A 23,520-nucleotide genomic window follows, 5' to 3' on the forward strand; every position below is an offset into this window, starting at 1 on the left:
AACGAATGATACGATCTAAGGGTTGACTCGGAAGATTTTTTGAATCTTCGTGAGACAGCCCTATTTTCTTTTTAGCTGAAAATCCTTCATAATAAAAGGAAGTATAAAGGTACTGGGGGAAAGTCCGATGAATCTGGGGAAGAAAATACTATTATGTGTTACAGGCGGAATCGCTGTATATAAAGCTGCCGCTCTCACGAGTAAGCTTGTGCAAAGCGGTGCGGAAGTAAAAGTCATAATGTCAGAATCAGCAAAGGAATTTGTAGCACCGCTAACATTTCAAGCCCTGTCGAGACAGGATGTATATTGGGACACGTTTGACGAGAAGGAATCTTCTAAAATAGCTCATATCGACTTGGCTGACTGGGCAGATCTAATCCTGGTTGCCCCGGCGACAGCAAATATAATCGGAAAACTTGCGAATGGGATTGCGGATGATATGATATCAACCACCCTGCTCGCGACCAAGGCACCTGTGTGGTTAGCCCCTGCGATGAACGTGCATATGTATGACCATCCTGCTGTTCAAAGAAATATTCTGACACTATTCGAAGATGGCTGCCGATTTATCGAACCGGGTGAAGGATACTTAGCTTGTGGTTATGTCGGGAAAGGGAGACTGGAGGAGCCAGAGAAAATCGTGGAAATTATACATGATCACTTTGCCCAGTCCATTAACGAAAGTTCACTGCTTAAGGGAAAACGGATTGTGATTACTGCAGGACCCACGCGGGAAATGGTCGATCCGGTACGCTTCTTCTCAAACCGTTCCACCGGTAAGATGGGGTATGCACTGGCGGAGGCTGCTTTGCAGTTGGGAGCCGATGTGACATTAATCTCCGGACCCGTAACGATTCAACCCCCGGCAGGTGCTCATTATATAGAGGTGTTGTCTGCAGAAGAAATGTATGCTGCGGTTCACTCGGTGTTCAATCAAGCTGATATCGTAGTGAAAAGTGCTGCGGTCGCAGATTATCGTCCGATTGAAGTCATGGATCATAAATTAAAGAAGAAAGACGGTAATCTGGTATTAGAATTCGAACGGACGAAAGATATCCTGAAAAGCCTCGGGGAGAAGAAAGATCATCAATTTCTAATCGGATTTGCAGCAGAAACGACGAAAGTAGAGGAATATGCCAAAGCCAAGCTGCATAAAAAAAACGCGGATATGATTGTGGCCAATAATGTTACCGAAACTGGTTCGGGATTTGGAACAGATACAAATAAAGTATCTATTTTTACAGAGAGTGGAATACGGCAATTGCCGCTGCTTTCCAAACATGAAGCCGCGAAGGAAATTTTCAAAGAAGCAATAACACAAATGAGGAATAAACATGAAGAACGTAGCTAGTGTCATTGTTGATGTTCCCGCAATGCAGACTGATCGCACCTATGATTATCTGGTACCCCATAAATGGATTGGCAGTATCTCTCCCGGTATGAGGGTGGCAGTTCCTTTTGGGCCCAGAACCATACAGGGATTCGTTATCGATCTTAAAGAAAAAGGTGAAGTTTCCAAGCTGAAGGCGATTTCTGAACCAATGGATCTTGTCCCGGTGCTGAATGAAGAACTATTATCATTGGGGAACTGGCTTACAGATAAAACCTTATGTTTTAAAATTTCTGCATTTCAAGCTATGCTTCCAGCAGCTATGAAAGCGAAGTATGAAAAGTTTTTTCGTATGGAAGAACGTGCAGAGTTGGAAGATTTGCCACTTTCTTTAAAACCTTTCTTCCAAAAAGGGAGTGAAGTTTCCTGGAAGGCGGTTGAAGAAGCCGGATTCCTTCCGCTCATCCAGAGGCAGGTGAAACTGGGGAACGTGGATGTCGTTTATAAAGTGAAAGCAAAAGGGAAAAAGAAGACAATAAAAAAGATACTTCCTACTTTCCTTGGTGAGCAGCTTGAGGATGTACTTAATAGACTTTCTCCCCAGGCAACCAAACAAAAAGAAGTCATTGAATTTATTTCCCGGAACGGAAAGGCAGAACACGGATTTATTGTCAATGAGATCATTGAAGGAGCAGGGACGACAGCTTCCACAATTAAATCATTAGTAAATAAAGGCTTACTGCTCGAAACATTTGTAGAGGTATACCGTGACCCTTATGAAAACAGGGTCTTTGAAAAGACTTTACCATTGTCATTGACACATCAGCAGGATGAAGCCATCAAGCCCATCCTTGAAAAAATAGACCATTCACTTCATCAGACATTCCTTCTTTATGGCGTAACAGGAAGCGGGAAAACAGAAATCTACCTCCAATCCATCCAGCGTGTATTGGAAAAAGGGAAAGAAGCGATCGTTCTGGTCCCTGAAATCTCTCTTACACCTCAAATGGTCCACCGATTTAAAGGACGGTTCGGGAATGACGTCGCAGTACTGCACAGCGGATTATCGGTCGGAGAGAAGTATGATGAATGGAGAAAAATTCAGCGAAAAGAAGTAAAAGTGGTTGTGGGGGCCAGGTCGGCTATTTTTGCACCATTTGAAAATATTGGGATCATCATCATCGATGAAGAACACGAGACGAGCTATAAGCAAGAAGAAAATCCGCGCTATCATGCGAGGGATGTGGCGGTTCACAGGGCAGAGAATCATCAATGCCCCGTCATCCTGGGAAGCGCCACACCTTCCTTGGAATCTTTCGCCCGTGCTTCCAAAGGGGTTTATGAGCTCTTGACTCTAAGTAAAAGGATGAATGATGGCGAGCTGCCGAAAGTATCTATTGTTGACATGAGAGAAGAATTAAGAAACGGAAATCGTTCAATGTTCTCTAAAGAACTTTTTGACAAGCTCCAGGAAAAATTGGAAAAAGGGGAACAGACGGTTTTATTCTTAAACAGGAGGGGTCATTCCTCTTTTATCATGTGCAGAGACTGCGGCTTTGTCGTGCAATGTCCGCATTGTGATATTTCCCTTACATACCATCGCTTCTCGAATGGGATGAAATGTCATTATTGCGGTTATGAAGAAAGTGTTCCAAATGCATGTCCGGAATGTACAAGTGAACATATCAGGTATTTCGGAACGGGCACTCAGAAGGTGGAAGAGGAGTTGAATAAGCTCTTGCCCGGTGCAAGGATCATCCGGATGGATGTGGATACAACCAGCCGGAAGGGATCACATGAAAAATTATTGACCGCTTTCGGAGAAGGAAAAGCGGACATCCTTCTCGGTACCCAAATGATTGCCAAGGGGCTCGATTTCCCCAACATCACACTGGTTGGTGTATTAAGTGCCGATACCATGCTGCACTTACCTGACTTCCGGGCAGCGGAAAAAACATTTCAGCTCTTGACCCAGGTAAGCGGAAGAGCTGGAAGGCACTCTCTTCCGGGTGAAGTGGTCATTCAGACTTATACGCCTGAGCATTATTCAATCGGTCTTGCCTCCAAGCATGATTATGATCGATTTTATTCACAAGAAATGATGATGAGAAAAATGGGGGCTTATCCGCCATTTTATTTCATTACCCTGATCACACTGAGTCATGAGGAGTTGATGAAAGTCGTGGACATCGCCGAAAAGTTATCGGGCTTTATACGTTCACGCTTGTCGGAATCCACAATTATTCTCGGACCGGCGGCTTCTCCGATTCCACGGATAAAAAATAGATATCGTTACCAATGTTTGATAAAATACAAGCGGGAACCGAATCTTACTGACACACTCAAAACAGTATTAGATCAATTCCAACAACAATATGCATCTTCGGGTTTAACAATCTCGATTGATGTGAATCCATATATGATGATGTAAAGTTATATAGAAAGATGAGGGTATAAATGGCTATTCTTCCAATTGTGATGCATCCTGATCCGATCCTGGAAAAGGAATGCGAAAAAGTAACTGAATTTGATAAAAAACTAAAAAAACTGCTGAACAATATGTATGACACGATGATTGAAGCGGATGGTGTGGGGTTGGCTGCACCTCAAATAGGAGTGGATCTTCAGGTGGCGATTGTCGATATCGGTGATGAAACAGGAACAATCGAATTGATCAATCCTGTAATCATCGAAAACGATGGGACTGATACAGATCTCGAAGGCTGTCTTAGCTTTCCGGGACTGTACGGGGAGGTAACAAGATCATCTTCTATAAAAGTCCGCACTTTTAACAGGAAAGGGAAGCTGGTGGAGTTTCAGGCAAAAGGTTTTTTGGCACGTGCCATCCAGCATGAAATAGATCATTTACATGGGGTTCTGTTTACAACGAAAATAGAAAAATATATAACCGAAGAAGATTTAGAAGGGTATGAAGTTAAATGACAAAGATCGTTTTTATGGGAACACCAGATTTTTCAGTGCCGGTTTTACAATCTCTCCTGCAAGCAGGCTATGACGTGATCGCGGTTGTCACACAGCCGGACCGGCCGGTGGGGAGAAAACGGGTTCTGACACCGCCACCTGTCAAAGCAGAGGCGATGAAGCATGGAATCCCTGTTTATCAGCCTGAGAAAATCAGGGTCCAAGAGGAGTTGGATGAAATACTTGCCCTGCACCCTGACCTTATCGTCACGGCAGCTTTCGGGCAGATCCTGCCGAAAGAATTACTGGAGGCTCCGCCTTACGGTTGTATAAACGTTCATGCATCATTACTTCCAGAATTAAGAGGCGGAGCGCCCATTCACTACTCTATTATCCAAGGAAAGAAAAAAACAGGGGTAACCATCATGTACATGGTAGAGCGGCTTGATGCAGGTGATATGATCAGCCAGGTAGAAGTGGAGATCGAAGAAACAGACCATGTCGGCACACTTCATGACAAACTGAGTGAAGCGGGTTCTAAACTGTTGATTGAGACTTTACCCGACTTGCTGGAGGGCAAAGTCGATCCTGCAAAACAAGACGACAATAAAGCTACTTTTGCCAGGAATATCAAGAGGGAACAAGAAAAGATCGACTGGACGAAATCAGGCGAAGAAATTTATAACCATATTAGAGGCATGCACCCTTGGCCGGTAGCCTATACGACATTTGACGGTGCGGTCATCAAGGTATGGTGGGGAGAAAAGATCATCAGTAATTCTTCCAGTCCGGGTGAGATCATTGATGTGCAAAAGGACGGATTCGTCGTATCAACCGGAAATGAAACTGCAATTAAAATAACAGACTTGCAGCCTTCCGGAAAGAAACGTATGAGCGCTGTGGACTACCTCCGCGGTGCAGGTGCGCATTTAGAAGAAGGAATGAAGTTAGGAGAAAAAGATGAGTAAAAAAAAGAAAAGCGTGAGGGAAGCTGCATTGGATGTCATTGAAGCAGTCGATAAGAATCAATCGTACAGCAATCTACTGTTGAATTCTGTCATTGAGAAGAACGAACTCCCCTCAAAAGATATTGGTCTCTTGACTGAACTTACCTATGGAACTATACAGAGGAAATTGACCCTCGACTATTTTCTTGCTCCCTTCATAAAGGGAAAGCTTGATGACTGGGTGCGCCACTTATTGAGATTGTCCCTTTACCAGATTGTTTATCTGGACCGTATTCCTGATAGAGCGGTACTACATGAAGCGGTGGAAATTGCAAAGAAAAGAGGGCATAAAGGGATCTCGGGTTTGGTTAATGGAGTGCTTCGCTCAATCCAGAGAAAAGGCATCCCTTCCTTGGAAGAGATAAAAGATCCGATTGAAAGAGTCTCAATAGAAACTAGTCATCCTTTCTGGCTGGTGAAACGCTGGGAAGAGCAGTTCGGTTTGGAAAAAACACAGGAGATGTGCGAGATGAACCTTGTCGCTCCGAAACAAACAGCACGGGTAAATACTACCAAGCTGACTAGAGAGCAGCTTATACATAACTTAAGCGAAACAGGTATAGAGGTGAAGGCAAGCCCGGTGACGGATGAAGCCGTACAAACGCTGAGAGGTAATCTTGTAAAAACGGACGCCTACCGCAACGGCGAATTAACCATACAGGACGAAAGCTCCATGCTGGTTGCACATGCTCTTGAATTGAAAAAGAATATGAAAGTTTTGGATGCATGCGCTGCCCCGGGAGGCAAAACAACTCATATCGCTGAACTGCTTGGAGGAACGGGCGAGGTATATGCATTGGATTTGCATAAGCATAAAGTCAAGCTGATTGACGAAAACGCCGCCCGTTTAGGTCTTTCGAATATATTCACCTCCCCTTTGGACAGTAGAAAAGCCAGTGAGAAATTCCAGAGGGAAAGCTTCGATCGCATACTCGTCGATGCACCATGTTCCGGGTTGGGTGTACTAAGAAGAAAACCGGATATTAAATACGCGAAAAAAGAATCCGATTTGCAATCTCTTCAAAAAATACAGCTCGACATCTTATCAGCAGTAGCGCCACTGCTTCAAATTGGTGGAATTTTAGTATACAGTACCTGTACAGTTGATAAGAATGAAAATGAAGGAACGGTCCATTCTTTCTTAAGTGATCATCCTGAATTTGAACCGTATCATTTAAAAAACCTTCCCGGAACGGTACAACCTTTTATTGAAGGAAATGAATTGCAAGTGTTTCCACAGGATTTTGGCGGAGATGGTTTTTACATTTCCTGTTTTATCAAAAAGGGGTCATAAACCAAATCCGCATGGAAATATCGTAATTTGAATGATTTTGTATATTGCAAGCAGGAAAATACTCGATTTAAGTCGTACATGTACTAGAAGCACATTATCTCTGTTATAGGAAGAATGTTTTTTGTTCCACAGGCCATTTGTCACTCAAGATTACGTTGATGCTTTTGAACCATGAAATTGTGAACGGGTGGCATGAGGGCAGGTGGGGCGCTGCATTGGGGAGCGGAAAGAAGAGAAGAGGTGACCTAAGTGAAAACTGTGTATAATACGGATAAAGGGAAAGTGCGTCAACTTAACGAAGATAGTGTCGGTGTATTCAAGAATTCTCATGGAGACTATCTTGCAGTAGTAGCTGATGGGATGGGTGGACATCGTGCAGGAGATGTAGCGAGTACGCTGGCGATATCCATTTTGAAGGACATGTGGGAAAAAACGGACAAATTCCAGACTGCAGACCAGGCTGAAAATTGGTTAAAAACGACTATTAACGAAGTGAACCAAGAAGTTTATAGTTATTCTCAATCCCATACAGAATGTGAAGGAATGGGAACCACCCTCGTTGGAGCAATCTGTACTTCACTGTTTGCTACCATAGTGAATATAGGGGACAGCAGGGGCTATATATTAAATGAGAACGGGTTTCATCAGCTTACAGAAGACCATACATTAGTGAACGAACTTGTAAGGAGCGGCGAAATCTCCAAAGAAGATGCAGAACATCATCCAAGGAAGAATGTGATCTTGAGGGCTCTTGGAACAGAAGCAACGATCTCGATGGACATAAAGACGATTATGTTCGAAGATGAAGATGTACTGCTTCTATGCTCGGATGGATTATCGAATAAAGTTTCAGAACAAGAAATGAAAGAGGTCTTATCAAATGATGACTCTCTCGGTAAAAAAGGCGAGAAGCTCGTTCATTTGGCTAACGATTATGGCGGGGAAGATAATATTACCGTCCTTATCGTCGAGTATGCCGCTGAAACGGAAAGCGGGTGATAGTACATGATGAATGGAAAGCGCATCAGTGGCCGATACAGAATCATTAAACTGATCGGCGGCGGAGGCATGGCCAACGTTTATCTGGCACACGATATGATTCTTGATCGTGAAGTGGCCATTAAAATGCTCCGGATGGATTTTGCGAATGAAGAAGAATTTATAAAACGATTTCAACGGGAAGCACAATCTGCCACCAGTCTTGTACACCCGAATATCGTCAGTATCTATGATGTAGGGGAAGAGGACGATCTCTATTATATCGTAATGGAATATGTGCAAGGCATGACCTTGAAACAATACATACAGCAGCACTCGCCGGTCGGTGTCAATGAAGCACTGGATATTATGAAACAATTGACCCTGGCGATATCACATGCTCATCAAAATCATATCGTTCACCGGGATATCAAACCCCATAATATCCTTGTCGATGAAGAAGGCAATGTGAAAATCACTGATTTCGGAATTGCCATGGCTCTCAGCGCTACCTCGATCACCCAGACAAATTCCGTTCTTGGCTCTGTGCATTATCTGTCACCAGAACAGGCGAGGGGCGGCATGGCGACAAAGAAATCGGATATTTATTCACTTGGAATCGTCATGTTTGAATTATTGACGGGGCGGCTTCCGTTTTCTGGGGAATCAGCTGTTTCAATCGCTTTGAAACACTTGCAGTCAGAAACGCCATCTTTGAGAAGGTGGAATCCCGACATCCCGCAAAGTGTAGAGAATATTGTTTTGAAATCTACAGCCAAAGATCCTTTCAGGAGATATGAAAGTCTGGAAGATATGGACGATGATTTAACAACCGCACTCAATCCCGACCGGTTGAATGAACCGAAGTTCTCTGTTCCGATGGATGACGAAGCCACTAAGGCCATCCCGGTCATAACGGATGATAAAGGTTCCTCAAATCTCGATGATACCATTATTCATACCCAATCAAATCCGGACACGAAGCCTGCTAAATCAGTCAAAGCTGCAAAGAAAGCTGAACCGGCAAAAGGAAAAAAGGATAAATCCAAGAAGAAAAACAAAAAGAGGAAATGGCCGGTCCTGATCATCAGTCTGTTCTTTCTGCTGATATTATTGGGGGTTGCAGCTGTAACGGTTCTCCCTGAACTGTTGGGTCCTAAAGAGATAAAGGTCCCGGATGTTGCAGGAAAGGAACCTACAGAGGCTGTTTCGATCATCGTATCTGAAGGGTTTATAGTCGGTGAAACAAAAGAGCAGTCCAGCGACACCGTACCTGAGGGTGAAGTGATCAAAACAAACCCTAAGGCAGGGCGCATGGCAAATGAAGGATCTTCAATCGACCTTTACGTCAGTACGGGTAAGGAAAAGGTGGAAGTGGGGGACTTCAAAGGGAAGAACTTTGAAGAAGTTGCTTCCAGTCTCGAGGAACAAGGCTTTACAGTCAAGAAAGAAGAAGAACCATCCAACGAAGAAGAAGAAGGAACAATCATTGAGCAGGACCCTTCACCCGGGGATGAAGTCGTTGCCAGTGAAACAACCGTTACCTTTACTGTAAGTACCGGTCCATCGTCTTTTGAATTACTTGATCTAAGGGACATGAGTCAAAAAGTCCTCGATGATTATGCTAATTCCAGGGGCATATCCATTGTGACTTCGGAAGAACAGTATTCAGAAGATGTAGCCGAAGGTCATGTAATATCACAAGGGACAAAACCCGGCACTCCAACATACGAAGGTGATACTGTATACGTGGTGATGTCAAAAGGCCCTGAACCTGTTAAAGAAAAGGAAGTCCCTTTAGAAGTTACCGTCCCGTATGAAGGGGATGGTACCACTCCTCAAATTGTCGAAATTTTCATCGAAGATAAGGATAGTACGTTTGAAGACAGTGAAGAGAAGACCGGCATAACCGAAGAGACGAAATTCACATTGAATTTCCTGCTGGAACAGGGCAGCCAGGGTAAGTACAAGGTCATGGTCGATGGAAACGAGTATAAATCAGGTACCGTTGAGTATCCTAAAGACGAAGAATGATAAGTGAGAGGGACTGTACCTCAGGTTTCTGATAACCTGGGGGGACAGCCCTCTTATTTTCCTTTATACTACTAAATGCTATATAATGAATGTATACATACTTGAATGTTTATTGATCGATAAGGAGGTCCCGAATGGCAGAAGGGAAAATTATCAAAGCATTAAGTGGATTTTATTATGTTCTTTCCGATGGAAAGGTCACTCAATGCCGAGGCAGAGGCGTGTTCCGGAAGAATAAAGTGACCCCGCTCGTAGGTGACTATGTAGAATTCCAGGCAGAAAACGAAACAGAAGGCTATATCCTTAAAGTGTTCCAACGAAGGAATGAACTGGTGCGCCCTCCCATCGCAAATGTTGATCAGGCTATTTTGGTTTTTTCCGCACGTGAACCGGATTTCAGCACCACGTTACTGGACCGTTTTCTTGTATTGGTGGAAAGCAAGCAAATCGAACCGCTGATCTGCATTACTAAAATGGATTTACTTCAATCCCATGAAGTTGATGAGATTGAAAAATATGTGGGACATTACCGGTCATTCGGGTATGAAGTGGTAGCCACTTCATCCAAAACAGAGCAAGGAATTGAAGAATTGTCTCCTTATATGAGGGGCAAGACGTCCGTGTTTGCCGGCCAGTCCGGAGTGGGCAAGTCAACTTTATTGAACGTAATCAAACCCGAACTGGATTTAAAGACAGCCATGATTTCCACTCATTTAGGGAGAGGGAAACACACAACCCGACATGTCGAATTGATTCACATCGACAATGGATTAGTTGCGGATACGCCAGGATTCAGTTCACTTGAGTTTACTGATATCGAAATGGACGAACTGCCGCAATGTTTCCCTGAAATGGCAGAAGCGGCAGAGCATTGTAAATTCAGGGGCTGCCTGCACATTAATGAACCAAAATGTGCAGTGAAGGATGCGGTACAAACAGGTGCCATACCGGATTACCGCTACGATCATTACCTGACATTCCATCAAGAAATAAAAGATAGAAAGCCGAGGTATTAAGAAATGAAAATAGCACCATCCATATTGTCTGCAAACTTTGCGGATCTGGGAAAAGAAATCAAGGACGTCGAAAATGGAGGCGCTGATTACATCCATATCGATGTAATGGACGGCCATTTCGTACCGAATATCACGATGGGACCGATAGTGGTGAAGGCCGTTCGCCCGCTCACTGATCTGCCGCTCGACGTTCATCTGATGATCGAGAAGCCGGACAACTATATCGAGGCTTTCGCCGACGCGGGGGCGGACTATATCACAGTCCATGTCGAAGCGGCACCACATGTCCACAGGACGATTCAATTAATTAAAAGCAAAGGTGTCAAAGCTGGCGTCGTACTGAATCCGGCAACACCTGCAGAATGGGTTAAACCCATTCTATCCGATATTGATATGGTCTTATTGATGACGGTCAATCCGGGATTCGGGGGTCAGTCCTTCATTTCATCCGTCGTTCCTAAAATCAGGCAGATCCGAAACTGGGCAGAAGAAACGAATCCATCTCTTGAAATTGAAGTAGATGGCGGTATCAATCCGGAAACAGCAGCCATTTGTGCCGAAGCTGGAGCGGATGTGTTTGTAGCAGGTTCAGCGATTTATAATCAGGCAAATAGAGCAGCAGCGATTGAAGACTTAAGAAAATCACTGTCGAAATAGTGACGGAGACTGATCCAGTAAGAGATGGATCAGTCTATTTTATATAAATGGGGTGAAATCAATGGAATACTGTATAGTCGCAGGGGGACCTGAGAGATATTTACCTGATTTAAAAGCTTTCCACTCAAAATATGTGAAATGGGTTGGAGTGGATCGGGGGGTGTTCACCCTCCTGCAAAACAACCTCGAACCAGAAGGGGCATTCGGGGATTTTGATTCTGTAAGCGAACATGAATGGACTATGATCAAGGATAGGGTGAAATCTGTAAACACCTATCAGCCCGAAAAAGATGAAACGGATTTAGAACTTGCCTTGAATTGGGTCCTAACGCAGAACCCTCATTCAATCAAGATATTCGGGGCAACGGGCGGACGGCTGGATCACTTTATGGGCAATGTCCAATTATTGATGCAGCAGGACTTGCTCGCGTCAGGTATAAAGTGTGAACTGATCGATATTCAAAATCATCTCTGGATCGCAAAACCGGGTGAGCATATAGTAGTTGAAGAGGCTTCCCGCGAGTATGTTTCTTTCGTTCCCATAACCGATTCTGTTGAAAAATTGACACTCACCGGATTTAAGTACCCGCTAAAAAACCGGAATATTTTCCGTGGTTCAACACTATGTATTAGTAATGAACTTATACAATCATCTGGTACTTTTTCTTTTACAAATGGCATATTAATGGTGATAAGAAGCAGCGATTCAGCTTCTTGACCCATTTAAGAAAGAAGACGTACTTAATTGAAACTGCTTGAATAGACTGAAACGATGTCAAACGAAACATTACGTTCTTTAGATTGCGGGGAGGGACTGGAATGCGATTTTATACAATTAAATTACCTAAGTTCTTGGGTGGGCTGGTTCGAGCGATGTTGGGGACTTTCAAGAAAGAATAATGAAGAGATTGGGGGCAGCGCGGTGCTGCCTTCTTTTTATGTGTTGAAGGTCTTAGGCTTTTTACTTGTCCAGCTCCGGCGGCTAGAGGCTCGAGACTTAAGCCATGCCATCCAAAAAGGCAAAGTGCGCCTTTGTGGCTGCCCTGTCTTATGCTTGTCGCCTCTGAACGAGCTGCTTCCGCTTTTCTTTTGTCCAGCTCCAGGGCTTAGAGGCACATGTCATAAGCCCAAACCGGCCAAGAAGGCAAAGAACGCCTCCCCGTCCTGTTTCGTCTTATGCCACCAGCCTCTGAGCAAAGCCCTTCCGCTTTTCTACATGTCCAGCTCCGGTGGTCTGCTCCCGTCTGAAAATTAACCTTCGGCTTTTGAGGCAAAGAGCGCCTCTAAAGCCAAAGAACATTTTTCAGAGGGAGCAAAACGCCCACCTACGCTTTTCTTGGTGTAAAGTATTTTTTCTTGAAAGGTTTAATTTGTAGTATTGCATTCTGGAAGCTTGTGTGATAAATTATTAAAGTATCTTTATGAAAAAAGCGAAATGTAGAACTGAAATAGTACTTCAGCTTCTTGTTAGTGAGGAGGGAATAGATTATGGCAAAACAATGCGTAGTAACTGGCCGTAAAGCTAGCGCTGGTAACGCTCGCTCTCACGCTATGAATGCGAATAAGCGTACGTGGGGTGCTAACCTGCAAAAAGTTCGTATTCTTGTGGACGGTAAACCTAAGAAAGTATGGGTTTCTGCGAGAGCGTTGAAATCAGGTAAAGTTGAGCGTGTATAATACTTAAAAATGGGGAGACGTCTTTGTACAAGGGCGTCTTTTTTCTATTTCTAAGTGTAAAGGACTGTAATTTGGAAAAAATGAGAGATGTTGAGCATAAATAGTGCCCAGACTATACTTTAGCTTTCAAAAAGCGCATAGTTATAGTAAAATGTTTTTAGCCAAGCATGTATTTAAAGGGGGAGAACATTCCATGTCCATCGAATTGAAAACGCAGTACGGACAAATTGATATTACAAATGATGTCATTGCAATGATTGCTGGAGGTGCAGCGGTGGATTGCTACGGAATTGTTGGAATGGCTTCAAAGAATCAAATTAAAGACGGTTTTACAGATATCTTACGTAAAGAGAATTTCACTCGCGGAGTGATCGTCCGTCAAGATGAAGAGGAAGTACATATTGATATGTATATTATTGTGAGCTATGGTACAAAAATTTCTGAGATTGCTCATAACGTACAATCCAAGGTTAAATATACCCTTGATAAGACCGTCGGCTTGGCGGTAGATTCAGTAAATATTTTTGTGCAGGGGGTTCGAGTAACGAACCCGTAGTGAGGAGGAAGATTTGTGTCGATTACATCTTTGGAAGGGAAACGTTTTGCCGGCATGGTGATTCAAGGTGCTGCCAAGTTGTCTGCTAATGCACAGCTGGTTGATGCACTGAACGTTTTTCCTGTTCCTGATGGTGATACTGGAACAAATATGAATTTATCAATGACTTCAGGTGCAAAGGAAGTTCAGCAAAAGACTCAAGATCATATTGGGAATGTTGCTACTGCTCTTTCTAAAGGGTTGTTGATGGGGGCAAGAGGTAACTCTGGTGTTATCCTTTCCCAGTTGTTTAGAGGATTTGGAAAAGCAATCGAAGGAAAAAGCTCGTTAACCAGTAAAGAATTTGCGGATGCTTTACAGACTGGAGTGGAAACGGCTTATAAGGCTGTAATGAAACCAGTGGAAGGGACAATCCTGACGGTTGCAAAAGATGCTGCAAAAAAAGGTGTGGCAGTTTCACAAAATGAGACTGATTTCATAAAAGTAATGGAAGCGATCGTGAAAGAAGGACAAGCTTCACTGGATCGTACACCCGACCTTCTTCCTGTATTAAAGGAAGTGGGAGTGGTAGACAGCGGAGGTCAAGGTCTATTATTTGTATATGAAGGCTTCCTGGCTGAATTAAAAGGAGAAAAGGTCTCAGAACAAGCCTCATTACCTTCCATGAATGATCTTGTAAGTGCAGAACATCATAAGACAGCTCAGGATTTCATGAGTACTGAAGACATTGAATTTGGTTACTGTACAGAATTCATGGTCAAATTCGAGGATGATAAGCAGGCATTTAGTGAAGAAGACTTCCGTAATGATTTAAGCGAATTTGGTGATTCGCTGCTGGTGATCAGTGACGATGAGCTTGCAAAAGTACATATTCACTCGGAGGAACCCGGTAATGTATTGTCTTATGGACATAAATACGGAAGCCTCATCAATATAAAGATTGAAAATATGAGACAGCAGCACAGCAGTATCGTAGGTCAATCACGGCCGGCCAAGACAGAAGCCCCTTCTGTTAAAAAGGAAGTGGACTTCGCGATTGTTACTGTTGCAATGGGGGAAGGGATTTCGGAACTCTTTAAGAGCATTGGTGCAACGACCGTGATCGAAGGCGGGCAGACGATGAATCCGAGTACCGAAGATATTGTGAAGGCTGTAGAAGAAGTGAATGCAAAGAAAGTCATCATCATGCCCAATAATAAAAATATTATCATGGCCGCGGAACAGGCTGCGGAGGTACTGAGTGCAGAGGTTGCTGTAGTGCCGACGAAGACTGTCCCCCAGGGAATGGCAGCATTACTTGCATTCAATCCAACGTCTTCAGTGGAAGATAACAAAAAGACGATGAGCGGTGCATCTCAGCATGTGAAAACAGGTCAGATCACGTATGCTGTCAGAGATACAAATATCGACGGTATGGCGATTTCGAAGGATGATTTCATGGGGATCGCAGAAGGTAAGATTGTGATAGCTGAAAAGGACCGTGGTCAATCTGCAGAGAAACTTCTGGATATCATGCTGGATGAAGACTCCGAAATACTTACCATCCTGTATGGTGAAGATGTGACCGAAGAGGATGCACAATCCTTACAGGAATTCGTAGAAGAACATTATGAAAATGTGGAAGTGGAAGTTCATAACGGTAAACAGCCACTCTACTCCTATATATTCTCAATCGAATAAAGGGACTAATGGGGACGGCACTAATAAAGCGCTTGTCCCCTTATATTATGTTAAACTAAATGTAGTTTGCTTGTAAGAACAGGGGGAATCTGCGGTGAAGTATAAAAGTGTTTTTGATATTATTGGTCCTGTGATGATAGGGCCGTCAAGTTCTCATACTGCCGGAGCGGCACGTATCGGCAGGATTGCGAGGAATCTATTCAGGCGCGAGCCTAAGTGGGTAACGATATCATTCTATGGTTCTTTTGCAAAAACGTATAAGGGTCATGGAACAGATGTTGCAATCGTTGGAGGGATTCTTGATTACGATACGTTTGATGAACGGATTATCCATTCAATCGATCAAGCAAGAAAAAAAGGTATAAGAGTGAAATTCCATGAAGAAGATGCGATTACCGATCATCCGAATACTGCCAGGATCCAGATGGGGGACGACGAAGGTGAATTGGAACTTGTCGGCATCTCCATTGGGGGAGGAAAAGTTGAAATCATCGAGCTGAACGGTTTTGAACTGAAACTCTCTGGCCATCATCCTGCCATTCTGGTTGTACACGATGATCGATTCGGTGCGATTGCTTCTGTGTCAAATATATTAGCTAAACATCAGTTGAACATCGGTCATATGGATGTTTCCAGAAAAGAAAAAGGAAAAATGGCGTTGATGACGATTGAAGTGGATCAGCCAATCGATGATGCAGTAATCGACGAAATCTCATCATTGTCTAGTATCACGCAAGTAACGAGAATATCAGATTGAATCATTCATATTATGAGAACGTTTACATCAGCATTGTAAGGGGGTTTCTACATGTTTAGAAATGTTGCCGAGTTAATTGAACTGGCTGAGAGTCAAAACAAAAAAATATCCGATATCATGATTGAGCAGGAGATAGAGTTTACAGGTAAAACGTACGAAGTAATATATGCTCAGATGGAAAAGAATCTGGAAGTGATGGAACAAGCTGTAGCAAAGGGTCTGGAAGGGGTTAAATCCCACTCCGGGTTGACCGGCGGGGACGCTGTTCTCTTGCAGAAGTATATCGAAAAAGGAAAATCATTAACAGGTGATACCATTTTGGACGCCGTCAGTAAAGCCGTAGCAACGAATGAAGTTAATGCAGCCATGGGTACGATCTGTGCAACTCCGACAGCCGGATCGGCAGGGGTTGTGCCTGGAACATTATTTGCAGTAAAAAATAAATTGAATCCATCAAAAGATGAAATGATCAGATTCTTGTTTACATCGGGTGCATTTGGATTTGTGGTTGCGAATAATGCATCGATTTCAGGGGCAGCGGGCGGCTGTCAGGCTGAAGTGGGATCTGCAAGCGGGATGGCTGCGGCTGCGATTGTTGAAATAGCTGGAGGCACTCCGTCTCAATCAGCAGAAGCAATGGCCATTACATTGAAGAATATGCTCGGCCTTGTATGTGATCCTGTAGCAGGATTAGTGGAAGTCCCATGTGTCAAACGGAACGCGATGGGTGCGGCCAATGCGATGGTCGCAGCCGATATGGCCCTTGCCGGAATCACCAGCCGTATTCCTTGCGATGAAGTAATTGACGCTATGTATAAAATCGGTCAAACTATGCCCGTCGCCCTGAGGGAGACGGCTCAAGGCGGTTTAGCCGCTACTCCTACAGGCAGGGAATTAGAAGCGAAAATTTTCGGGGTTTCTCTGAATAAACGTGAAGATTCATAATGATGAGCTGACGATCCAGAGCATTAAGGGGATTGGTGAGGAAACTGCGCAGCAGTTTAATCAAATGGGGATAAACAGCGTTCTGGATCTATTGGAGTATTTGCCATACCGCTATGAGGATTACAGGCTGAGAGATTTAGAAGAAGTAGCCCATGATGAAAGAGTCACAGTTGAAGGGAAAGTCCATTCAGAACCTTCACTGATGTACTATGGCAAAAAAAAATCCAGACTCACGGTCAGGGTACTGGTTGGAAGATATTTAATTCAAGCGGTTTTCTTCAATCAACCTTATCTGAAGAAAAAGATGGCACTTCATGATATTGTCACAGTCACAGGTAGATGGGATAAGAATAGACAAGTCATAACGGTACAGCATTTTCAAGCCGGGCCTCATAACAAAGAGGGGGATTTCGAGCCTGTCTATTCGCTGAAAGGGAATGTGAAGAATAATACACTAAGCAAATTCATAAAAAAAGCTTTCGACGAGTATTCCTATTTAGTGTCTGAGAATCTGCCTGCGGTTTTATTGGGAAAATACAAATTGATGAGCCGTGAAGAAGCGCTGTATCAATTGCACTTCCCGGATTCTCCTTCCGGCATGAAGCAGGCGAGGAGAAGATTTGTATATGAAGAATTTTTATTGTTTCAGCTGAAAATGCAGGCACTAAGAAAGTTTGAAAGAGAACACTCATCTGGGATTCAGCAGCATTATGATGTGGGGAAAATAAAATCATTCACGGATTCGCTGCCATTTCCGTTAACAGGTGCACAAAAAAGAGTAGTGAACGAAATCTCTGCGGACATGAAGTCACCTTACCGGATGAATCGTCTGTTACAAGGGGATGTTGGATCTGGGAAGACCGTTGTTGCTGCGATTGCGTTGTTTTCGTCCGTGACAGCGGGCTACCAGGGTGCCCTCATGGTTCCCACTGAGATATTGGCTGAGCAGCATGCAGAATCGATGAGTGAGCTATTATCCCCTGCGGGCTTATCAGTCGCACTGCTGACAAGTTCTGTTAAAGGGAAAAGACGAAAACTTCTTTTAGAAAAATTAAAAGAAGGAGAAGTTGATATTTTGATCGGAACCCATGCTTTGATCCAAGATGATGTGGAGTTTAAATCACTGGGACTGGTGGTCACCGATGAACAGCATCGTTTTGGGGTTAATCAAAGAAGGGTATTAAGAGAAAAAGGGAAAAGTCCTGATGTATTATTCATGACTGCAACCCCAATCCCGAGAACTCTTGCCATTACGGTTTTTGGTGAAATGGATGTGAGCATCATTGACGAAATGCCGGCAGGAAGAAAAGCGATCGAAACGTATTGGGCAAAAGCTGATATGCTCCCCCGAGTCCTGACGTTTATGGATAAAGAGCTTGATCAGGGAAGACAGGCTTATGTCATTTGTCCTCTGATAGAGGAATCCGATAAACTGGATGTCCAGAATGCGATCGATGTATACAATCAGCTTCTTGTCTATTTTGAAGGACGGTATAATGTAGGACTCATGCACGGACGGCTGCATCCAGATGAAAAAGATGATGTGATGAGACAGTTCAGTTCAAATAATCTTCAGGTTCTTGTATCGACAACGGTTGTAGAAGTCGGGGTCAATGTACCGAACGCCACATTTATGCTGATCTATGATGCAGAAAGATTCGGTTTATCGCAGCTGCATCAATTGCGTGGGCGTGTCGGCCGGGGGGAAGACCAATCTTATTGTATATTATTGGCCGAACCGAAAACAGAGGTCGGTAAAGAACGGATGAAAATTATGACAGAAACCAATGACGGATTCGTGCTGAGTGAGAAAGACCTGGAACTGCGCGGACCCGGGGATTTTTTTGGCAAGAAACAAAGCGGGCTTCCTGAATTCCAAGTAGCCGATATGGTGCATGATTACAGGGCATTGGAAGTGGCAAGGGACGATGCCGCATCGCTGATTAACTCTGAAAGTTTCTGGAAAGACCCGGAATGGGAAAGATTGCGCTCATTTTTAGCAGAATCGGGAATAATGGAAGGTGAAAAGCTCGACTAGAAAGGCAGATTGTAAGATTATTTCTTGCAATCTGCTTTTTTAGATTATATACTACTATTAGTACCTAGTACTAATAGTGGACGGTGTTGAATAATGAGACTTTCGAAAAAAGAAAGACAAGCGAACCTATTAGAGACAATAAAAGAGAACCCCTTTATAACAGATGAGGAATTGGCAGAGCGGTTTGGTGTAAGTGTTCAAACGATACGCTTGGATCGAATGGAACGATCAATTCCGGAACTTCGGGAGAGAATCAAAAACGTAGCGGAAAAATCATTTGAAGATGAAGTGAAATCATTGCCGATCGAAGAGGTCATAGGGGAAATAATTGATATAGAATTAGATGAAAGTGCGATTTCTATTTTTGATGTCAGAGCTGAACATGTCTTTGTGAGAAATAGAATCGCAAGAGGACACCATCTTTTCGCACAGGCGAATTCATTGGCTGTTGCGGTAATAAATGATGAATTGGCGTTGACTGCCAAATCCACGATTCGCTTTACACGTCCTGTAAAAGAGGGTGAAAGAGTAGTGGCAAAGGCAAAGGTCATACATATAGTAGACGAAAAAGATCGAACAATGGTTGAGGTACAGAGTTTTGTCGGAGGAGAACTTGCTTTCACAGGGGACTTCGAGATGTACCGCTCCAAAAAAACGGAAAAGGATGAAGCATAGATGAAGTTAGCCGTTGATGCAATGGGCGGAGATCATGCTCCTAAAGAGATTGTCCTTGGTGTGAAGAAAGCACTTGAAGAGTTCCATGATATTGAAGTTTTATTATATGGCGATGAAACCAAAATCAAAGAATGGCTTCCTTCACATGAACGATTAACCATCGTCCATTCGGATGAGGTGATTGAAGGGTCCGATGAACCGGTGCGAGCTGTAAAGAGAAAGAAGAATGCTTCCATGGTGATGATGGCGCAGGCTGTGAAAAATGGAGAAGCTCACGCTTGTATTTCTGCAGGAAATACCGGAGCGTTAATGACAGCTGGATTATTTCTAGTGGGAAGAATTGAGGGAATCGAGCGCCCGGCACTTGCACCGACTCTTCCTACATTGGACGGAAAAGGCTTCCTGATGCTTGACTTGGGTGCAAATGTGGATGCAAAGCCGGAACACCTGGCTCAATATGCAATCATGGGCAGTATTTACGCCGAGAAGGTAAGGGGTATCGAAGAACCACGGGTAGGACTGTTAAATATCGGGACAGAGGACAAAAAAGGAAATGAACTGACGAAGAAAACCTTCAGCTTATTGAAAGAAACCCCGGTTCATTTTGTAGGGAATGTGGAGTCCCGCGATTTATTGAATGGTGTGGCGGATGTCGTCATCACCGATGGATTTACAGGCAATATGGTCTTGAAAACGATTGAGGGCACTGCTTTATCCATCTTTTCTCTACTGAAAAAGACGTTTACAACGTCATTGAAAAACAAAATCGCAGCAGGACTAGTGAAAAGTGACTTGAAAGATATGAAAAACATGCTGGACTATTCCGAATATGGGGGAGCGGGGTTATTCGGCTTGAAGGCCCCGGTTATCAAAGCACACGGTTCATCAAACGAAGTCGCTTTTTATAACGCGATGAGACAGGCAAGGGAAATGGTGAAGAATGACGTATCAAATACCATCAAAGAAGCCGTAAAAGGAGGAGATGCACATGAGTAAACTAGCTTTTGTATTCCCGGGTCAGGGTTCTCAGACTGTTGGAATGGGGAAAGAACTGGCAGACAAGTATGATGATGTTGCAAGCTTTTTCAAAAAAGCAGACGAAAAACTCGGTACTGATTTATCCTCTGTCATATTTGAAGGCCCACAGGAAAAGTTGACTCTTACAACAAATGCGCAGCCGGCATTATTAACCACGAGTGTGGCTATCCTGCAGCGTTTAAAAGCTGAAGGAATTCAAGCTGATTACACTGCTGGTCACAGTTTAGGTGAGTATTCTGCATTGGTGGCGGCAGGTTCCTTATCTTTCGAGGATGCTGTTTATGCAGTGAGAAAAAGAGGGGAATTCATGGAAGAAGCCGTCCCGAGCGGCGAAGGGACCATGGCTGCTGTCCTTGGTATGGATAGAGAATCACTTAAAGTGATAACAGATCGAGTATCTGAAGAAGGACAGCAGGTTGGTCTTGCCAATCTGAATTGCCCTGGTCAAATCGTGATCTCAGGTACTGTAAAGGGCGTAGAAGCTGCTTCAGAATGCGCCAAAGAAGAAGGGGCAAAAAGAGTAATCCCACTGCAGGTAAGCGGTCCTTTCCATTCGCAGTTAATGAAACCTGCTGCTGAGAAATTCGTCTCGATTCTTGATTCGATGAACATTGACGATGCTGATGTTCCTGTCATTGCAAATGTAACTGCCTCACCTGTTACTGATGCAGAGGAAATCAAACGACTGTTGATTGAGCAGCTTTATTCACCTGTGTTGTGGGAAGATACCGTGGAAAAACTGTTGGCTCTCGGAGTAGATACATTTGTTGAAATTGGATCGGGTAAAGTACTATCAGGTCTCATCAAAAAAGTGAACCGTCGAGTGAAAATTTTTGCAGTCCAAGATGAGGCTTCCTTGACTGAAATGATTGAAACGTTAAAGGAGGAAGCGTAAATGAACGTAAATGGAAAAGTAGCAATTGTAACTGGTGCTTCGAGGGGGATTGGCAGAGAGATTGCCCTGGAACTTGCCCGTGAAGGTGCAAATGTGGTCGTTAATTATTCAGGCAGCGAATCGAAAGCAAATGAAGTGGTTGATGAAATCAAAAGCATTGGAAGAGAAGCACTTGCGATTCAATGTAATGTTGCGGATAGTGAATCTGTACAGTCGATGGTAAAAGAAACAATCAGTCATTTTGGAGCATTGGATATACTAGTGAATAACGCAGGGATCACCAAAGATAATTTATTGATGCGTATGAAGGAAAATGAATGGGATGATGTCATCAATATCAATCTTAAAGGGGTGTTCCTATGCACCAAAGCCGTTACCCGTCAGATGATGAAACAAAGAAGCGGACGTATCATTAATATCTCATCCATTGTAGGGGTAAGCGGAAATCCAGGACAGGCAAATTATGTGGCTGCAAAATCCGGGGTCATCGGTTTAACGAAGACAGCGGCGAAAGAGCTTGCTCCCCGCGGAATAACGGTAAATGCGATTGCGCCAGGTTTCATTTCTACTGATATGACAGATCAGCTGCCCGAAGATGTACGAAATGAAATGTTAAAGTTAATCCCTTTGAATCGATTCGGTGATCCGAAGGATATTGCGAAAGTGGTAAGCTTCATGGCTTCAGAATCGTCTTCTTATATTACAGGACAGACTCTTCATATTGATGGCGGCATGGTGATGTAATTAGCGCTCCAGAATAAGTGCGGACCGGAAATTTCTAAAAATCGCCGGATATGCTTTTCATTCCTGGTGGAAATACACTATAATACTTGAGGGGAGGTGACAAAAATGGCAGAAGTTTTAGATCGTGTAACTAAAATCATTGTAGATCGTCTTGGTGTAGATGAATCTCAAGTAACTCTTGAAGCTTCTTTCAAAGAAGATTTAGGAGCTGACTCCCTTGATGTAGTTGAGCTTGTAATGGAACTTGAAGATGAATTCGACATGGAAATTTCTGACGATGATGCTGAGAAAATTGGCACAGTAGGTGATGCTGTGAACTACATAAAAGCAAACGCATAATCGTTCGTTGGATGCATGCACTTGATCGTTTGCATCTCAACCATTTCAAACTTGGCAGAATTCCTCTGCCAAGTTTTTTGTCTTTTATCTTTGCTTTAAATAAACTTTTGATTATTTGTTTTATTTATCATAAACTTGATTAGTGTATATTGAGAACCTAAAGAGCAAGGTGGAGTGCTTTATGCGAAAGCATAGTAGAAACAAAGGACTATCAAGACAAAAAAACGACTTGAAATTCAAGAAATTTCAAGATGAAATCGGAATACATTTTCAAGATGAAAAGCTTCTTAAACAAGCTTTCACTCATTCATCCTATGTGAATGAGCATCGCAGAAAACCATATGAAGACAACGAACGTCTGGAATTTCTGGGAGATGCGGTATTGGAATTGACCGTATCCCAATTCCTTTTCAAAAAATATCCGATGATGAGCGAAGGGGAACTCACAAAACTGAGAGCGGCGATCGTGTGTGAACCATCACTCGTTAAATTCTCTATGGAAATGAATTTTGGAGAATTGATTCTTTTGGGAAAAGGGGAAGAAATGACCGGCGGCAGGGAAAGACCTGCTCTCCTGGCAGATGTCTTTGAGGCGTTCATCGGAGCGGTATACCTCGATCAAGGCCTTGAAACTGTAGTTAGCGTCCTTGATAAAGTTGTCTATCCAAAGATTAATATCGGTGCTTTTTCTCATGTGATGGATTACAAAAGTCAGTTGCAGGAATTCGTTCAAAGAGGCAATGCCGGATCAATTGAATATGGGATCCTTGAAGAAAGCGGACCTGCGCATAACCGCCAGTTCATTTCACGTGTCTGTCTGAATGATGAAGAACTCGGCATTGGAAAAGGACGTTCAAAGAAGGAAGCGGAGCAGCAGGCTGCGCAAAAAGCACTTGAAAAGTTAAAACAAACGTTAGACGTTAATTAGGAGGAAAGAA

23 protein-coding genes are annotated in these 23,520 nt (G+C 43.4%); all 23 read left to right on the forward strand.

What is annotated here, in order from left to right; all coding sequences use genetic code 11:
* Positions 1 to 127: 127 nt before the first annotated feature.
* On the forward strand, positions 128 to 1,351 hold the full coding sequence (gene coaBC, locus V6B33_RS09065; RefSeq protein ID WP_334217429.1) for a bifunctional phosphopantothenoylcysteine decarboxylase/phosphopantothenate--cysteine ligase CoaBC: 1,224 nt from the start codon (positions 128 to 130) through the stop codon (positions 1,349 to 1,351).
* On the forward strand, positions 1,335 to 3,761 hold the full coding sequence (priA, locus tag V6B33_RS09070) for a primosomal protein N' (protein WP_334217430.1): 2,427 nt from the start codon (positions 1,335 to 1,337) through the stop codon (positions 3,759 to 3,761). The genes coaBC and priA overlap by 17 nt, the downstream gene beginning before the upstream one ends.
* Before the next feature lie 26 nt (positions 3,762 to 3,787).
* Positions 3,788 to 4,273, forward strand: coding sequence for a peptide deformylase (gene def, locus V6B33_RS09075; protein ID WP_334217431.1), 486 nt, complete (start codon positions 3,788 to 3,790; stop codon positions 4,271 to 4,273).
* Positions 4,270 to 5,220 (forward strand): methionyl-tRNA formyltransferase, encoded by a 951-nt coding sequence (gene fmt / locus V6B33_RS09080; protein ID WP_334217432.1) that lies wholly within the window; start codon positions 4,270 to 4,272, stop codon positions 5,218 to 5,220. The genes def and fmt overlap by 4 nt, the downstream gene beginning before the upstream one ends.
* Positions 5,213 to 6,553: a 16S rRNA (cytosine(967)-C(5))-methyltransferase RsmB gene (gene rsmB / locus V6B33_RS09085; protein ID WP_334217433.1), complete on the forward strand. Its 1,341-nt coding sequence runs from the start codon at positions 5,213 to 5,215 to the stop codon at positions 6,551 to 6,553. Before fmt ends, rsmB begins: the two co-directional genes overlap by 8 nt.
* Positions 6,554 to 6,802: 249 nt before the next feature.
* Complete coding sequence (locus tag V6B33_RS09090; protein WP_334217434.1) at positions 6,803 to 7,552, forward strand: Stp1/IreP family PP2C-type Ser/Thr phosphatase; 750 nt, start codon at positions 6,803 to 6,805, stop codon at positions 7,550 to 7,552.
* A 6-nt stretch (positions 7,553 to 7,558) separates the two neighbouring features.
* Positions 7,559 to 9,565, forward strand: a complete 2,007-nt coding sequence (gene pknB / locus V6B33_RS09095; RefSeq protein WP_334217435.1) for a Stk1 family PASTA domain-containing Ser/Thr kinase — start codon at positions 7,559 to 7,561, stop codon at positions 9,563 to 9,565.
* 134 nt (positions 9,566 to 9,699) lie between these two features.
* Complete coding sequence (gene rsgA, locus V6B33_RS09100) at positions 9,700 to 10,581, forward strand: ribosome small subunit-dependent GTPase A (protein ID WP_334217436.1); 882 nt, start codon at positions 9,700 to 9,702, stop codon at positions 10,579 to 10,581.
* A 3-nt stretch (positions 10,582 to 10,584) separates the two neighbouring features.
* Positions 10,585 to 11,238, forward strand: a complete 654-nt coding sequence (gene rpe / locus V6B33_RS09105; protein WP_334217437.1) for a ribulose-phosphate 3-epimerase — start codon at positions 10,585 to 10,587, stop codon at positions 11,236 to 11,238.
* A gap of 61 nt (positions 11,239 to 11,299) precedes the next feature.
* Complete coding sequence (locus V6B33_RS09110; protein WP_334217438.1) at positions 11,300 to 11,956, forward strand: thiamine diphosphokinase; 657 nt, start codon at positions 11,300 to 11,302, stop codon at positions 11,954 to 11,956.
* A 101-nt stretch (positions 11,957 to 12,057) separates the two neighbouring features.
* Positions 12,058 to 12,138, forward strand: coding sequence for a stage V sporulation protein SpoVM (gene spoVM / locus V6B33_RS09115; RefSeq protein ID WP_032088878.1), 81 nt, complete (start codon positions 12,058 to 12,060; stop codon positions 12,136 to 12,138).
* Positions 12,139 to 12,726: 588 nt separating this feature from the next.
* Complete coding sequence (rpmB, locus tag V6B33_RS09120) at positions 12,727 to 12,915, forward strand: 50S ribosomal protein L28 (RefSeq protein ID WP_172249843.1); 189 nt, start codon at positions 12,727 to 12,729, stop codon at positions 12,913 to 12,915.
* 193 nt (positions 12,916 to 13,108) lie between these two features.
* Positions 13,109 to 13,471, forward strand: coding sequence for an Asp23/Gls24 family envelope stress response protein (locus tag V6B33_RS09125; RefSeq protein ID WP_034755738.1), 363 nt, complete (start codon positions 13,109 to 13,111; stop codon positions 13,469 to 13,471).
* A gap of 15 nt (positions 13,472 to 13,486) precedes the next feature.
* On the forward strand, positions 13,487 to 15,151 hold the full coding sequence (locus V6B33_RS09130) for a DAK2 domain-containing protein (RefSeq protein WP_334217439.1): 1,665 nt from the start codon (positions 13,487 to 13,489) through the stop codon (positions 15,149 to 15,151).
* Positions 15,152 to 15,245: 94 nt separating this feature from the next.
* Positions 15,246 to 15,908 carry an L-serine ammonia-lyase, iron-sulfur-dependent subunit beta gene (sdaAB, locus tag V6B33_RS09135; RefSeq protein ID WP_334217440.1) on the forward strand — a complete coding sequence of 221 codons (663 nt, stop codon included), beginning with the start codon at positions 15,246 to 15,248 and terminating at the stop codon, positions 15,906 to 15,908.
* 51 nt (positions 15,909 to 15,959) lie between these two features.
* Entirely contained in the window at positions 15,960 to 16,853 is an 894-nt protein-coding gene (gene sdaAA, locus V6B33_RS09140; protein WP_334217441.1) for an L-serine ammonia-lyase, iron-sulfur-dependent, subunit alpha, read from the forward strand.
* Positions 16,840 to 18,891, forward strand: coding sequence for an ATP-dependent DNA helicase RecG (recG, locus tag V6B33_RS09145; protein WP_442915492.1), 2,052 nt, complete (start codon positions 16,840 to 16,842; stop codon positions 18,889 to 18,891). The genes sdaAA and recG overlap by 14 nt, the downstream gene beginning before the upstream one ends.
* Positions 18,892 to 18,984: 93 nt before the next feature.
* Positions 18,985 to 19,566 (forward strand): transcription factor FapR, encoded by a 582-nt coding sequence (gene fapR, locus V6B33_RS09150; RefSeq protein WP_334217442.1) that lies wholly within the window; start codon positions 18,985 to 18,987, stop codon positions 19,564 to 19,566.
* Positions 19,567 to 20,562: a phosphate acyltransferase PlsX gene (plsX, locus tag V6B33_RS09155; protein ID WP_334217443.1), complete on the forward strand. Its 996-nt coding sequence runs from the start codon at positions 19,567 to 19,569 to the stop codon at positions 20,560 to 20,562.
* Positions 20,555 to 21,499: an ACP S-malonyltransferase gene (gene fabD, locus V6B33_RS09160; RefSeq protein WP_334217444.1), complete on the forward strand. Its 945-nt coding sequence runs from the start codon at positions 20,555 to 20,557 to the stop codon at positions 21,497 to 21,499. Before plsX ends, fabD begins: the two co-directional genes overlap by 8 nt.
* Positions 21,500 to 22,243, forward strand: coding sequence for a 3-oxoacyl-[acyl-carrier-protein] reductase (gene fabG, locus V6B33_RS09165; RefSeq protein ID WP_334217445.1), 744 nt, complete (start codon positions 21,500 to 21,502; stop codon positions 22,241 to 22,243).
* Positions 22,244 to 22,348: 105 nt separating this feature from the next.
* Entirely contained in the window at positions 22,349 to 22,582 is a 234-nt protein-coding gene (gene acpP, locus V6B33_RS09170; protein WP_032088865.1) for an acyl carrier protein, read from the forward strand.
* A gap of 181 nt (positions 22,583 to 22,763) precedes the next feature.
* The gene (rnc, locus tag V6B33_RS09175) at positions 22,764 to 23,510 is read left to right on the forward strand and encodes a ribonuclease III (protein WP_334217446.1); all 747 of its coding nucleotides are present in this window, start codon (positions 22,764 to 22,766) and stop codon (positions 23,508 to 23,510) included.
* Positions 23,511 to 23,520 lie beyond the last annotated feature (10 nt).

Origin of the sequence: Mangrovibacillus sp. Mu-81 (assembly GCF_036867415.1) — a bacterium.
Lineage (GTDB): Bacteria > Bacillota > Bacilli > Bacillales > Bacillaceae_B > Rossellomorea.

Coding starts and splice junctions, on each gene's coding strand:
- fabG (WP_334217445.1), top strand. CDS start 21,500: ATGAACGTAAATGGAAAAGTAGCAATTGTAACTGGTGCTTCGAGGGGG.
- rnc (WP_334217446.1), top strand. CDS start 22,764: ATGCGAAAGCATAGTAGAAACAAAGGACTATCAAGACAAAAAAACGAC.
- rsmB (WP_334217433.1), top strand. CDS start 5,213: ATGAGTAAAAAAAAGAAAAGCGTGAGGGAAGCTGCATTGGATGTCATT.
- sdaAA (WP_334217441.1), top strand. CDS start 15,960: ATGTTTAGAAATGTTGCCGAGTTAATTGAACTGGCTGAGAGTCAAAAC.
- fabD (WP_334217444.1), top strand. CDS start 20,555: ATGAGTAAACTAGCTTTTGTATTCCCGGGTCAGGGTTCTCAGACTGTT.
- spoVM (WP_032088878.1), top strand. CDS start 12,058: ATGCGATTTTATACAATTAAATTACCTAAGTTCTTGGGTGGGCTGGTT.
- rpmB (WP_172249843.1), top strand. CDS start 12,727: ATGGCAAAACAATGCGTAGTAACTGGCCGTAAAGCTAGCGCTGGTAAC.
- def (WP_334217431.1), top strand. CDS start 3,788: ATGGCTATTCTTCCAATTGTGATGCATCCTGATCCGATCCTGGAAAAG.
- rsgA (WP_334217436.1), top strand. CDS start 9,700: ATGGCAGAAGGGAAAATTATCAAAGCATTAAGTGGATTTTATTATGTT.
- acpP (WP_032088865.1), top strand. CDS start 22,349: ATGGCAGAAGTTTTAGATCGTGTAACTAAAATCATTGTAGATCGTCTT.
- V6B33_RS09110 (WP_334217438.1), top strand. CDS start 11,300: ATGGAATACTGTATAGTCGCAGGGGGACCTGAGAGATATTTACCTGAT.
- priA (WP_334217430.1), top strand. CDS start 1,335: ATGAAGAACGTAGCTAGTGTCATTGTTGATGTTCCCGCAATGCAGACT.
- plsX (WP_334217443.1), top strand. CDS start 19,567: ATGAAGTTAGCCGTTGATGCAATGGGCGGAGATCATGCTCCTAAAGAG.
- rpe (WP_334217437.1), top strand. CDS start 10,585: ATGAAAATAGCACCATCCATATTGTCTGCAAACTTTGCGGATCTGGGA.
- fmt (WP_334217432.1), top strand. CDS start 4,270: ATGACAAAGATCGTTTTTATGGGAACACCAGATTTTTCAGTGCCGGTT.
- coaBC (WP_334217429.1), top strand. CDS start 128: ATGAATCTGGGGAAGAAAATACTATTATGTGTTACAGGCGGAATCGCT.
- fapR (WP_334217442.1), top strand. CDS start 18,985: ATGAGACTTTCGAAAAAAGAAAGACAAGCGAACCTATTAGAGACAATA.
- V6B33_RS09125 (WP_034755738.1), top strand. CDS start 13,109: ATGTCCATCGAATTGAAAACGCAGTACGGACAAATTGATATTACAAAT.
- pknB (WP_334217435.1), top strand. CDS start 7,559: ATGATGAATGGAAAGCGCATCAGTGGCCGATACAGAATCATTAAACTG.